Origin of the sequence: Kribbella sp. NPDC049227 (assembly GCF_043197265.1) — a bacterium.
Lineage (GTDB): Bacteria > Actinomycetota > Actinomycetes > Propionibacteriales > Kribbellaceae > Kribbella.
Window position 1 is genome coordinate 651,981 of sequence record NZ_JBICST010000001.1, and the last position, 12,364, is coordinate 664,344.

At 68.4% G+C, this 12,364-nt stretch carries 12 protein-coding genes; 8 read left to right on the forward strand and 4 right to left on the reverse strand.

What is annotated here, in order from left to right:
• Positions 1–48 precede the first annotated feature (48 nt).
• Positions 49–1,245, forward strand: a complete 1,197-nt coding sequence (locus ACGFH6_RS03295; protein ID WP_393380072.1) for an epoxide hydrolase family protein — start codon at positions 49–51, stop codon at positions 1,243–1,245.
• Positions 1,246–1,263: 18 nt separating this feature from the next.
• Here ACGFH6_RS03295 and ACGFH6_RS03300 read toward each other — a convergent pair whose 3' ends face one another.
• On the reverse strand, positions 1,264–1,719 hold the full coding sequence (locus ACGFH6_RS03300; RefSeq protein ID WP_393380074.1) for a hypothetical protein: 456 nt from the start codon (positions 1,717–1,719) through the stop codon (positions 1,264–1,266).
• A gap of 122 nt (positions 1,720–1,841) precedes the next feature.
• Positions 1,842–2,774, reverse strand: coding sequence for a GNAT family N-acetyltransferase (locus ACGFH6_RS03305; RefSeq protein ID WP_393380076.1), 933 nt, complete (start codon positions 2,772–2,774; stop codon positions 1,842–1,844).
• Between the two features lie 214 nt (positions 2,775–2,988).
• Between ACGFH6_RS03305 and ACGFH6_RS03310 the strand changes: the two genes are divergently transcribed.
• From ACGFH6_RS03310 to ACGFH6_RS03320, 3 genes are all read left to right on the forward strand, one after another.
• Positions 2,989–3,315 (forward strand): hypothetical protein, encoded by a 327-nt coding sequence (locus ACGFH6_RS03310; protein ID WP_393381162.1) that lies wholly within the window; start codon positions 2,989–2,991, stop codon positions 3,313–3,315.
• A complete protein-coding gene (locus tag ACGFH6_RS03315; RefSeq protein WP_393381146.1) occupies positions 3,234–3,404 on the forward strand; it encodes a ribonuclease domain-containing protein in 171 nt (56 codons plus the stop codon). The genes ACGFH6_RS03310 and ACGFH6_RS03315 overlap by 82 nt, the downstream gene beginning before the upstream one ends.
• Positions 3,405–3,477: 73 nt before the next feature.
• The gene (locus tag ACGFH6_RS03320; protein WP_393380078.1) at positions 3,478–4,464 is read left to right on the forward strand and encodes a glycoside hydrolase family 6 protein; all 987 of its coding nucleotides are present in this window, start codon (positions 3,478–3,480) and stop codon (positions 4,462–4,464) included.
• A 199-nt stretch (positions 4,465–4,663) separates the two neighbouring features.
• Here the strand turns inward: ACGFH6_RS03320 and groL are convergent, their stop codons facing one another.
• On the reverse strand, positions 4,664–6,289 hold the full coding sequence (gene groL, locus ACGFH6_RS03325; protein ID WP_393380079.1) for a chaperonin GroEL: 1,626 nt from the start codon (positions 6,287–6,289) through the stop codon (positions 4,664–4,666).
• A 232-nt stretch (positions 6,290–6,521) separates the two neighbouring features.
• On the opposite strand from groL, the gene ACGFH6_RS03330 reads away from it, so the two are divergent.
• A complete protein-coding gene (locus ACGFH6_RS03330) occupies positions 6,522–7,130 on the forward strand; it encodes a GNAT family N-acetyltransferase (protein WP_393380080.1) in 609 nt (202 codons plus the stop codon).
• 17 nt (positions 7,131–7,147) lie between these two features.
• Complete coding sequence (locus ACGFH6_RS03335; protein WP_393380082.1) at positions 7,148–7,726, forward strand: DsbA family protein; 579 nt, start codon at positions 7,148–7,150, stop codon at positions 7,724–7,726.
• Here ACGFH6_RS03335 and ACGFH6_RS03340 read toward each other — a convergent pair.
• Positions 7,723–8,058, reverse strand: coding sequence for an MmcQ/YjbR family DNA-binding protein (locus tag ACGFH6_RS03340; protein WP_393380084.1), 336 nt, complete (start codon positions 8,056–8,058; stop codon positions 7,723–7,725). The two genes, ACGFH6_RS03335 and ACGFH6_RS03340, sit on opposite strands and share 4 nt — an antisense overlap.
• 158 nt (positions 8,059–8,216) lie before the next feature.
• Here ACGFH6_RS03340 and ACGFH6_RS03345 point away from each other — a divergent pair, with 158 nt between their 5' ends.
• Both ACGFH6_RS03345 and ACGFH6_RS03350 read left to right on the forward strand, forming a co-directional pair.
• The gene (locus tag ACGFH6_RS03345) at positions 8,217–8,549 is read left to right on the forward strand and encodes a PspC domain-containing protein (protein WP_393380085.1); all 333 of its coding nucleotides are present in this window, start codon (positions 8,217–8,219) and stop codon (positions 8,547–8,549) included.
• Positions 8,550–8,718: 169 nt separating this feature from the next.
• Entirely contained in the window at positions 8,719–12,339 is a 3,621-nt protein-coding gene (locus tag ACGFH6_RS03350) for a S8 family serine peptidase (RefSeq protein ID WP_393380086.1), read from the forward strand.
• The last annotated feature ends 25 nt before the right edge of the window (positions 12,340–12,364 follow it).

Here is a 12,364-nt window from a genome sequence, read left to right on the forward strand (position 1 = left end):
CTTCTATTGCGGAAGGAAGCTCGCCGCGATGCTCCCTAGTGTGGAGGTATGACGACGAACACGGACATCAGGCCCTTCCGGATCGAGATTTCGCAGGCGGAGGTGGACGACCTCAAGGCGCGGCTGACCAACGCACGGTGGCCCGCCACGCCGCCGGTGGACGACTGGAGCCGCGGGGTTCCTGTCGGCTACCTGAAGGAGCTGGCCGAGTACTGGGCCAACGACTACGACTGGCGGGCCGCTGAGGCCGCGCTGAACGAGATTCCGCAGTTCACGACCGAGATCAACGGTCAGCGGATCCACTTCTTCCACCAGCGGTCCGCGTCGCCGGACGCGTTGCCGCTGATCCTGACTCACGGATGGCCGGGGTCGCCGGTGGAGTTCCAGCAGATGATCGGGCGGCTGACCGATCCGGCGGCGTACGGCGGTGATCCGGCTGACGCGTTCCACGTCGTCGTACCGTCGCTGCCTGGCTACGGGTTCTCCACTCCCCTCGGACCCGGTGGATTCAACCTGTTCGGGGTGGCGCAGATGTGGGCCGAGCTGATGAGCCGGCTCGGGTACGAGCGGTACGCCGCCCATGGCACGGATGCCGGATCGGGTGTGGCGGGGATGCTGGCGATGGTGGATCCGGCGCACGTGGTCGGCGTACACCTGGCCGGCGTGAGTGCCGGTACGCCGTTCGGCGACCCGCTGTCCTTGGACGGGTTGTCGGTGTCGGATCGGGCGCGGGCGGAGCGGTTCAACAAGATGCTGGACGAGGGGTTCGGCTACCTGGTGCTGCAGTCGACGCGGCCGCAGACGCTGGCGTACTCGCTGAACGACTCGCCGATCGGGCAGCTCGCTTGGATCGTGGAGAAGTTCGCGGAGTGGACCGACCCGATCCACCCACTGCCGACCGAGGCGGTCGACCGGGATCAGTTGCTGACCAACATCAGCCTCTACTGGTTCACCGGTTCCGGCGCATCGTCGGCGCATGCGGTGTACGACGGCATGCGGGCCTGGAAGGCGATGGTCGCGCAGCAGGGACAGGGTGACTCGGAAGGCTGGGGCGGCCACGAGGTCAGCGGGCCTCCGACCGGAGTCGCGGTGTTCGGTGCCGAGAGCGCGATCCGCAGCCTGGCGGATCCGGCCGGCAAGATCGAGCACTGGAACGAGTACGAGCGCGGCGGCCACTTCGCCGCGATGGAAGTCCCCGACCTCCTGACCTCCGACCTGCGATCCTTCTTCGCACCACTTCGCTGAGGCCACTGAGGGACGCCATCAGTTGCCGGGCTGGGCCTCGCGGGTCCAGCCCGGCGACGGCTTGAAGCAGAGCCATTCGATGACGGCGGAGCCGACCACGATCGGGATCACCCAGGACCAGGCCTGGTTCGGCAGGCTTACCACCGCAATCGCTGTCCACAAGGCGATCCAGCCACCGCCGTAGCCGCGCAGCACACCGCGGTACCACAGACCTCCGGGTGCTTCCGCGGCCCGCTGGCCGAGGTACACGAACAGGTACGTCGCGACCGAGATCGGCCAGAACACCCACAACTGCGACCAGTTGTACGGCACCATCACGAGTGCGGTCAGGCAGACCAGTGCGATCGCCCAGTGGTAGACCTCACCGGCCCAGGTCAGCCCGTGCCGCCGCAACGTGAGCACGATCGCAAGTGGGCCGAACACCACCGCCACCACTCCCGCGACGACGTGCAGGATGAGCGCGATGTCACGCATCGCCGGGCCTCCCCGACTCCGGGCAGGCACCGGAGCTCTCTGACATGTCACGGAGCATAGGGGTCGGAACGGCGGCCGTCTGCCCCTCGGCGCACCCAGTTGGGAACGCCGAGGGACAGTACTCAGGCCTCCGGGAAGGACAGGACTCTGCGGACCGCGAAGTTCCGGTATCCCAGCCGTTCGAAGCTCTTGGCCATCGGGACATTGCCGAAGTCGGTGTCCGCGCGGATGTGTTCGGCACCGGTCTCGGCCAGCAGGTGGGTGATCTCGGCAAGCAAGTCGTCGATGTACCCGTGCCCGCGGTGCTCGGGCACCACACCCAGGTAGCCGACGACCGGGCCGCCCGCGTTGGCCGACGGGATCGCGAACCCGATCAGCTTGCCGTCGGCGTCGTACGCGAGCCGCCACCAGCTCCGGTCACCCGGCATCGACTTGTACAGGGCGAGGTCGTCGCGGGCCGCGCCCTCGACTCCGAGCCGGGCGATCTCCCGCGCGGTCGCGGCATCCAGGCTGCCCTCACTGACGCGGACGAACACCTGGACGAACGCCTCGTCGTCGGCCGGTTCGAACCGCACTCGGGTGGACCGCTCAGGCAGTCCGTACCCCGGCTTCCACTCGTACCGCAGCCGGTCGGTGACCTGAGTCAGCCCGAGTGCGGCGACCGCACGCGAGCGGGGCTCGAGCGCGGCGACGACGTCGGGCTGGTCCTGCCAGTCGCTGTCCAGGAAGAAGTGGTACTCCGGCGGCTCGGCATCGGCCGGCCGCGCCTTCAGGCCTTGCTCGATCAGCGCCGTCCAGACCGGCACCGGGTCGCCGTCGCCGGCGTAGTACAGGCCGTCGATGCTGAACGGGTGGTCCTCGTCGGGCGCGCCCCACCAGATGGCGAGCGCCTGGATCTCGCCGTTCTCCTCGGCGACCCAGGTCCAGTCGTCGCGATACATGCCCCCGGCAACGTACTCGCCGTAGCGCTCGGCCGTCACGGTGTTGACGGACTTCTGCTCGATCAGAGCGTGGATGGTGTCGAGGTCGGCCTCGACGATGGTGCGGATGGTCACAGATCCTCCAGCAGGAGGCGCGCTTCCGCTCAGTGCGAGCTGTGCGAGCGGATCGGTCGCGCCGGGAAACAAGTCAGTGTGTTCATCGGCCGCTCCTTCCGCTCCGTCATGCTCTCTCGCCGGGCCAGACACTAGAGCCTGGAGGGGGTCATAGTCCAGCTGTTATTCACAGGTGGGATGTACCGCGGTTGCCTGAGCAGGGAAGCCTCCGGGCATGAGAACCCTCATCGCCGCCCTCACCCTCGTCACCGCGACCGCCCTCGGCTCCACGGCGTACGCCGTACTGACGCCCTCCCAGACCACGGCGTACGCCGTACCCACGCAGTCCGCGGCCGCCATTGCGGACTGTGCGCTCAGTTCGTTGCCTTCGCAGGCATCCGACACGCTCGAACTCATCTACTCCGGTGGGCCGTTCCCGTACCCCCAGGACGGCACCGTGTTCCAGAACCGGAAGGCATCCTGCCGGACGAGTCGACCGGCTACTACCACGAGTACACCGTCAAGACGCCTGGATCGCCCGACCGCGGCGCGCGCCGGCTGATCGGCGGCGGCGCGACCACCGACCCCGCGCACGTCTACTACACCGCCGACCACTACGCGTCGTTCTGTGAGGTCGACGAAGAGAGCTAGTCCCAACCGCCGACGGTACTGTCGTCGACACGTTGAGTAACCAGTCCGCCCCTGACGGAAGGACTCATCCTCGATGTCGACCCTGCGCAGGGTGGTCGTGATCGGCCTGCTCGCCGTCGGACTGGTCGCCGGCGGCCGGCCCGCACCCGGGCTGGCCATCGCGACCGGCAACCCACTGAAGCTGACCAGCGGTTTCTACGTCGATCCGGACTCCAGCGCGGCTCGCTACGTGCAGCGGCACCCGGGTGAGACCGAGATCAAGACCAAGATCGCGGATCAGGCGGGTGCGCGGTGGTTCGGTCGTACGAGCGGTGATGTCAAGCAGGCCGTGACGGCGTACACCGCGGCTGCCGACAAGCTGGACAAGCTGCCGGTGCTTGTCGCGGGCAACATCCCGGGCCGCGACTGCGGTGGTCGCTGGAGTGGTGGGGCCGAGTCGCCATCGGCGTACCGGACCTGGATCAGCCAGTTCTCCGACGGGATCGGCGCCCGGCCGGCGATCGTGGTGATCGAGCCGGATGCGCTGGCACGGCTCGACTGCCTGCCGGCGAAGGACCGGCCGGCGCGGATCGCGCTGCTCAAGTACGCCGCCAACCAGTTCGCGACGACGAACCCGAACACCTGGGCCTACATGGACGCCGGTACGGCGACCACGCTCGAGACCAAGGAGATGGCACGGCGGCTGCGGCTGGTCGACATCGGCAAGCTTCGCGGCTTCGCGCTGAACACGTCGAACTACTACACGACCGAGGAATCCGCTGCGAGGGGCACCGCGATCAAGGCGGCGCTCGGCGGCGCCGGTGAGTTCGTCATCGACACCAGCCGCAACGGCAACGGCTCCAACGGCACCTGGTGCAACCCCGCGGGCCGGAAGCTGGGCGCGCCGACGCAGGTTGGCGCCGCACCAGACGAGTCCGCCCCCACCACCCGCACACCCGCCGACCTGCTGCTCTGGCTCACCACGCCCGGCACTTCCGACGGCCTCTGCGGGCTCACCCCAACCGTCCCCCTCGGCACCTTCTCCCCCACCCTCGCCACCCACCTAATCACCGCCACCTAACCAAACACCACCGGTCCCCTACTGCCTGACTTTCACCACACCCACAACAGAAAGCGGCCCCGGGTCGGAACCCGGGACCTGTCCCGCCTTGCGCTGTCGGACTTCACCGCACCCACAACCCCCACCTACAACGGAAAGCGGTCCCGGGTGGGGACCCGGGACCGCTTTTGTCCTGCTGTGTGCTGTCGGACTTCCTAGCTCAGAAGTCCATGCCGCCCATGTCGGGCGCGCCACCCGGAGCGGCCGAGGCCTTCTCCGGCTTGTCGGCGATGACGGCCTCGGTGGTGAGGAACAGGGCCGCGATCGACGCCGCGTTCTGCAGCGCCGAGCGGGTCACCTTGGCCGGGTCGATGATGCCGGTCGCGATCAGGTCGACATACTCGCCGGTCGCGGCGTTCAGGCCGTGTCCGGTCGGGAGGTTGCGGACCTTCTCCACCACGACGCCGCCCTCGAGGCCGGCGTTGATCGCGATCTGCTTCAGCGGGGCCTCGACGGCGTGGCGCACGATCTGCGCTCCGGTCGCCTCGTCACCCTCGAGCTCCAGCTTCTCGAACGCCGCCACGGACGCCTGCAGCAGAGCCACGCCACCACCGGCGACGATGCCCTCCTCGACGGCCGCCTTCGCGTTGCGAACGGCGTCCTCGATGCGGTGCTTGCGCTCCTTCAGCTCGACCTCGGTGGCCGCGCCGACCTTGATCACCGCAACGCCACCGGCCAGCTTGGCCAGCCGCTCCTGCAGCTTCTCGCGGTCGTAGTCGGAGTCCGACTTCTCGATCTCGGCGCGGATCTGGTTCACCCGGCCGGAGATCTGGTCGGCGTCACCCTCGCCCTCGACGATGGTCGTCTCGTCCTTGGTGACGACGATCTTGCGGGCCTGGCCGAGCAGCTCCAGGTCGACGGAGTCGAGCTTGAGGCCGACCTCCTCGGAGATGACCTCGCCGCCGGTGAGCACGGCGATGTCGACCAGCATGGCCTTGCGGCGGTCACCGAAGCCCGGCGCCTTGACGGCGACGGCCTTGAAGGTGCCCTTGATCTTGTTGACGACCAGGGTGGCCAGGGCCTCGCCCTCGATGTCCTCGGCGATGATGGCCAGGGACTTGCCGGTCTGCATGACCTTCTCCAGCACCGGGACCAGGTCCTTGATGCTCGAGATCTTGCTGTTGACGATCAGGATGTACGGGTCGTCGAGGACCGCTTCCATCCGCTCCGTGTCAGTCACGAAGTACGGCGAGATGTAGCCCTTGTCGAAGCGCATGCCCTCGGTGAGCTCGAGCTCGAGGCCGAAGGTGTTGCTCTCCTCGACGGTGATGACGCCTTCCTTGCCGACCTTGTCCATCGCCTCGGCGATGATCTGGCCGACCTGGTTGTCAGCGGCCGAGATGGACGCGGTCGACGCGATCTGCTCGCGGGTCTCGACGTCCTTGGCCAGCTTGAGCAGCTGCTCGCTGACCGCCTCGGTCGCCTTCTCGATGCCCTTCTTCAGGCCCATCGGGTTGGCGCCGGCGGCGACGTTGCGCAGTCCCTCGCGGACGAGAGCCTGAGCCAGCACGGTGGCGGTGGTAGTGCCGTCACCCGCGACGTCGTCGGTCTTCTTGGCAACTTCCTTGACGAGCTCGGCCCCGATCTTCTCGTACGGGTCCTCGAGCTCGATCTCCTTGGCGATGGAGACACCGTCGTTGGTGATCGTGGGGGCGCCCCACTTCTTCTCCAGGACGACGTTGCGGCCCTTCGGGCCAAGCGTCACCTTGACGGCATCGGCGAGGGTGTTCATACCCCGCTCGAGGCCGCGGCGCGCCTCTTCGTTGAAAGAAATCAGCTTGGGCATTCTCCGCGAGTCCTCCCGCGTCGAGTCTTGGTGGTTCAGCCGGCCGGATGCCCGCGACGGACGGCGCCGGCAGCGCGGCGGTCACGTCCCGCCACAGTCCCAGCACCTCATCGAGGCCGTCTTCTGTCCCACTCCATGAGCACGAGTCTTATCACTCTCACCCATGGAGTGCTAACCAAGTATTAGCACTCGCCCCAAACGAGTGCAAGCCAGCCCTCGCTACCGTGAGCGCATGGTGGAGGTGCGACCGGCGGGGCCGGACTCGTGGCGGGACGTGGCAGCGGTGATGGGTGAGCGCGGCGATCCGTCGCGCTGCCTGTGCCAATATTTCCGCCTCCGCGGCCGCGCCTGGTCCGACGCTACCCCGGACGACAATCGTCAGGCCTTGCGCTCCCAGGTGTGTCACGGTGAGCGACCACCCGGAGTCCTTGCGTACGACGGCGATACGCCGATCGGCTGGTGCGCGGTCGCCCCACGTACGTCGTACCCACGGGTCCTGGCCTCACCCCACTGGCGCACCGACCACCCCGACTCGTGGGTGATCACCTGCTTCGTCGTACCGGTCGGGAAGCGCCGGAAGGGCGTTGCGGGTGAACTGGCCGCCGGTGCCGTCGCCATGGCCCGCGAGTACGACGCTCCGTCCGTGGAGGGCTGCGCGGTCGACACCGCACTGGCCGGTCGCACTCCGTCGGCGGATCTGTACCGCGGCCCGCTGTCGGTCTTCCTGGACGCCGGCTTCACCGAGGTCAGCCGCACCAGCCCGCAGTGGGTCCTGGTCCGCAAGCTCCTCGGCGGGACTGAACGCGCTGTCCACGGTGTTATGGGAGGCGTAGATAATTGAAGACTTGAGGAGTTGAGATGTCCGTCGAGCACTGGTTCGACTTCGTCTGTCCCTTCTGTTACGTCGCGCAGGACCGCAACCGGGTACTACGGGAGCACGGGATCGAGGTCGTCGAGCACGGCATGCGGATCCACCCGGAGATCCCGCCGGGCGGTACACCGGCCGGACCGCGCGTCGGACCGACGTACGACTTCCTCGCCCAGCAGGCTGAGGAGGCCGGTCTGCCACTGCACTGGTCGGACCGGATGCCGCACACCCGCACTGCACTGGCTGCCTTCGAGTGGCTGAACAGCGTCGACTCCGAGGTCGCCGAGCGGTTCGCCACCTCGGTCTTCGCCGCGTACTTCGCCGAGCAGCTCGACATCGAGTCCGTGGACCTGCTGAGCACCCTGGCCGAGGCAGCCGGCGGTGACGCTGCCCGACTCCGCGCAGCTCTCACCGACGGAACGGCGTACGACGCTCTGACACGGTCGGAGCAGCGCGCCGCTGAGTACGGCGTGATGGGTACGCCGACCTGGATCGTCGGCGGGCAGGCCGTGAGCGGTCTGCGGCCGCGGGAGTGGTTCAAGGACCTGGCCGGAGTGCTGGCGGCCTAGGACTCGAGTTGGGCGACCAGGAACTTCGGTGCGGTCAGGCGCCAGGCCTCGGTGATCAACTCCTGCACCTCGTCGGCGTCAGCCGCGGCCAGGTCGATCTCCAGCCAGGCGAACCGGCCGCCCTCCCAGGAAGGTGAGTAGACCTCTGGGCTCTCCGCGACCAGCGCCTGCTGCTCCTCGCGGAGCGCCTTGAGCATCAGCCTGCTCTCGTCCTCGGACATGTAGGCGAAACCCTTCTTGCGGACCTTGAAGGCCGGTTGGCCGGCCCAGCCCTCGTGCTCCTCGGTCCCCGGCAACCCCTGCATCACCTTCAGCACCGTCTGCGCGTCCATCCCCCGACGGTAAATGCGGCCACCGACAGTCCGAACGTCTGCTGATCCGGGCCGAAAGTGGTAAGGGCCGCCGGATCAGGGACACCGGGGTCAGGCCAGGGGTCAGGTCGGTACCGATCCTGATGTGGCGGACCGCCTCCGGGCGGGAGAGTAGAGCCATGACGAACTCCAACGCACCGTTCCAGAACCTCTCCGGCAAGGTCCTCCGCCGGTCCCAGTCCCAGCGGATGCTGTCGGGTGTCTCCGGCGGACTCGCGGAGTACTTCAACATCGACGTGACCCTGGTCCGTCTCGCCATCGTCGGCCTGACCGTGATCACCGGCGGTACCGCGCTGCTCGGCTACGCGGTCGCGTGGATCGTGATCCCCGAGGCCGACGGCAAGGCGGTCTGGCAGAACGTCCAGCAGTCCGTGAACCAGCCCAGCTCCCCGGAGGCCGACATCGCCTCCCGCATCTACGACGACAACAACAGCAAGCCCCCGGCGGCGTGACCACCCCTGCGCCGTACCCCGGCGCAGCCACCCCCGGACGCAGCGCGGCAGGGTGACCACAACCACCGTCACCCTGCCGCCCTGCATCGGCGACCGACACCCGTCATGACGAGTTCTCGCCAGCCGGATCGATTGCCGGTGTCCCTCCGGGCTCCTTACGTTCCAAAGCGTGCTCCCACGACTACTTCCCGCCCTCGCCCTCGCCGGATCACTGGCCCTCGCGCCAGTGACAGCAACCGGCAGCGCCGCGGCCGCGTCCACCGCCGCGCACGAACAGTCAGCCGCAGTCACCAGGACTGACCTGGTCACACTCGTGACCGGTGACGTCGTACGCCTGGAGACCCTGGCAGACGGCAAGCAGCAAGCCACTGTCGTCGCCACCGCGCCCGGCAGCTCCAACGCCGGCACCCACACCTATCTCCAGGACGGCGACGTGTACGTCGAGCCGGCCTCGGCGCTGGACCTGATGGCCGCCGGCAGACTCGACCGGCGGCTCTTCAACGTCAGCGCCCTCGTGCGCCAGGGGTACGGCGACAACGACCGGAGCACGCTTCCGCTGATTGTCTCGTACCGCACCGGCGCGACCTTCAAGGCCGTCAGCCAGCCGAAGGACGCCAAGGCCGGCTTCCTCACCGACATCCAGAAGCGGCCCGACGTCGAGAAGGTGTGGCTGGACGCCCGCACGCGGCCGGTCGGCACGCAGCTCACCAAAGGCACCAAGGACTCTGCCGCAACGAAGACCACCGGCGCGTACGACGGAACGGGTTCGCTGATCGCGGTCCTGGACACCGGCATCGACGCGTCTCACCCGGACTTCGCCGGCCGGATCGACCTGACCCGCGACTTCACCGGCGGCAACGACACCACCGATCGGTTCGGCAGTGGCACACACTCCGCGTCGCTCGCCGCCGGCAGCGGCGCCGCGTCCGACGGACAGTACGCCGGTGCCGCCCCGGGCGCTCACCTCGCGGTCGGCAAGGTCTTCGACGACAGCGGTGCCGGCTACGAGTCCTGGGCCATCGCCGGGTTGCAGTGGGCGGTGGACTCGGGGGCTGACGTCATCGACGTCAACATCGCCGGCAGCATCACCCGTGGCGAGGATCCGCTGACCCAGGCGGTCGACGACCTCGGCCGGCAGTCCGACGCCCTGTTCGTCGTACCGACGAGCTCCAAAGGCTATGCCGAACCAGGTACGACGAACGTGGTCGCACCCGGCGCGGCTCCAGCCGCCCTCACCGTCGGTGGCACCAACCGTGGCAACTGGTGGGACCAGGCGAGGCACGGCGTCATGGCGGACCGCGGGGCCATCAAGCCTGAGCTCGTCGCACCGGCGTTCGGCGTCATCGGCGCCTACCCGGGTGGCGGGTACGCGTCTGCTGCCAGCACCTCTGCCTCTGCTGCGTACGCCGCCGGTGCGGCTGCCGTCCTTCACCAGGAGCACCCGGAGTGGTCGCCGGGCTTGCTCAAGGCAACTCTTGCCTCCAGCGCCGATCCGGTCGAGCGCAGCACGGCCTTCACCGTCGGCGCAGGAGCGGTCGACGTCGCTCGTGCCACCGCCCAGCAGATCAGTGTCGACCAAGGCGTGGTGAGCTTCGGGCACATCACTCGGCCCTACCGCGCCGACCAACTGCGGCAGCAGAAGACCCTGACCTATCAGAACCACTCAGAGACTGCGGTGACCCTCGATCTGGCCGCCGACCTGGCCGGCGTGACTGTCACACCGGCCACGACCACCATCGCGGCAGGCGCATCGGCCGACGTCACGCTGACGCTGGATGCGACCGCACTGGCGGCCGACGACTACAGCGGACGGGTCACCGCGACCGGTCCCGGTGTGGAGCTCGCAACGACCGTCGGCTTCGTCAAACAGGACGACACGGTCGATGTGACCATCCGTCTGCTCGACCGGAACGGCAAGCCGGCCAGCGGCCGGGCCCGCATCGCGCCGTACCAGGAGTCCGACGGACGGTACTACCCGGAGGATCTCCTGTTCTCACCGAACCAGAAGGAGTGGACGCTGCGGCTGCCTGAGGGCAACTACAACGTCTTCGGCCTCATCACCACCCCGGACGGCTCCGGCGACACGACGTCAGAGATCAGTATCGTCGGACTGCCCAAGATGTCCGCCCACGCGCCGAACTACACCGTCACGCTCGATGCCCGCACTGCGCGGCCGATGACTCTGACGACCCCGAAGCCGTCGGCACCGCACTCCGTCTCGGTGCGGTGGAACCGGGGCGATCCGGGCGACACCCACGCGATCTACGACGAGTGGACGACCGACCTGACCACGGGCACGCCGCTGCGGCTGTCCATGTCGCCGACCGAGCGGGTCACGGATGCGGGCTTCTCGGTCATGACGACGTGGGACTCCGGCGTGCCGCTGTTGCAGGCGCGGTCCGGTGGAGGGCGGGTGAGTGCGTCGTACGCCGGAGGTCCCCTCACCGACGGGAAGCGCCGGTACCGGCTGGTCGACGCCGACGCCCAACCGAAGCAGGTGGCGGGGGCGGTGGCGCTGATCCAGCAGCCCGAAGACCGGTCGGTCGATGAGGTGGTCCAGCAGTTGACCGACGCCGGAGCCGTCTCTGTGGCCGTCTACCCCGTGCACAACGCAGACCTGGTTCCGCACCTCTACGGTCCCGGGGTCGTGACGATGGCGCTGTCGCGGTCCGACGGTCTCGAGTTGCGGTCCGAGGCCCGCAGCCCGCGGGCGTGGATGGAGCTGACCCAGACTCCGCGTTCGCCGTACGCCTACGACGTGAGCTTCGTCGAGAAGGGTCAGGTCGGGCGCGATCTGTCCTACCGCTCGTCCGACCTGGCGACGGTCACGACCCGGATCTACTCCTCCGGGACCGGCGAAGCGGGGGCCGGCTGGGTCCTGAACCAGCACTCGGACGCGTCCTGCGGCTGTTCCACGTCGCCCGTCGGGGACTGGGTTCCGACGACCGGTTACACGCGGACCCAGTACGTGACGGCCGACCGGGACGTGAAGGCGACGACGGCCTGGGAGTTCTACGCCAAGAAGACCCTGGTCCGGCCGCGGGAGTTCCCGACGTACCGCCGGGGAGAGCACGCCGATCTGGAGTTCCTCAAGGCGCCCTACTCGCCTGGGGTCGCGGCCGGCGCCCGGAACGACAGCCAGGGCACGACCAACCGTCGGGGCGACGTCATCGACTTCGACTACGCGCCGTTCACCGACGCCGCCGGGAACTGGGCGCGGTCGCTGCCTGGTACCTCGGTGAACACCACGCTGTACGCCGACGACACCGAGGTCTACAACAGCGGCTTCACGGTCGGCAACGTGCCGGTCCCGGCAACCTCCAGCCGCTATCGGCTCGTGTCCGACGTGGCCAACGACCGGAGTGTCGTCGGACTGACGACCAACGCCCACACCGAGTGGACGTTCGGCTCGACCACCGTCGCGGCGGGCAGCAAGGTCCTACCGCTGCTCGACGTCGACTACACCGACGTCACCGACGCCCGCTCCGGCCACACCGCTCTCGACCTCGCGAACACCGCACGCCTCGGTCAGCGCGTCTCGCTCAACCTGTCGGTCGGCCACCAGCCCGGCGCCACCGCAGGTCCGATCCGCTCCCTGACCGTCGAGTTCTCCACCGACGAGGGCGCCACCTGGCAACCCACCTCGATCCGCAACCTCCACAACGGCCGCTACCAGGCCACCTACACCCACCCCCACAAGGGCCAGTCCGTCTCCCTGCGCATCCACTCCACCGACACCGACAACAACACCATCACCCAGACCCTCACCAACTCCTACAACCTCCACTAACCCCCGAACAGGCGGCAGGGTGACC

Excerpts from the sequence above, each read along its gene's own strand:
- ACGFH6_RS03295 (WP_393380072.1), top strand. The coding sequence starts at position 49 with ATGACGACGAACACGGACATCAGGCCCTTCCGGATCGAGATTTCGCAG.
- ACGFH6_RS03300 (WP_393380074.1), bottom strand. The coding sequence starts at position 1,719 with ATGCGTGACATCGCGCTCATCCTGCACGTCGTCGCGGGAGTGGTGGCG.
- ACGFH6_RS03310 (WP_393381162.1), top strand. The coding sequence starts at position 2,989 with ATGAGAACCCTCATCGCCGCCCTCACCCTCGTCACCGCGACCGCCCTC.
- ACGFH6_RS03320 (WP_393380078.1), top strand. The coding sequence starts at position 3,478 with ATGTCGACCCTGCGCAGGGTGGTCGTGATCGGCCTGCTCGCCGTCGGA.
- groL (WP_393380079.1), bottom strand. The coding sequence starts at position 6,289 with ATGCCCAAGCTGATTTCTTTCAACGAAGAGGCGCGCCGCGGCCTCGAG.
- ACGFH6_RS03330 (WP_393380080.1), top strand. The coding sequence starts at position 6,522 with ATGGTGGAGGTGCGACCGGCGGGGCCGGACTCGTGGCGGGACGTGGCA.
- ACGFH6_RS03335 (WP_393380082.1), top strand. The coding sequence starts at position 7,148 with ATGTCCGTCGAGCACTGGTTCGACTTCGTCTGTCCCTTCTGTTACGTC.
- ACGFH6_RS03340 (WP_393380084.1), bottom strand. The coding sequence starts at position 8,058 with ATGGACGCGCAGACGGTGCTGAAGGTGATGCAGGGGTTGCCGGGGACC.
- ACGFH6_RS03345 (WP_393380085.1), top strand. The coding sequence starts at position 8,217 with ATGACGAACTCCAACGCACCGTTCCAGAACCTCTCCGGCAAGGTCCTC.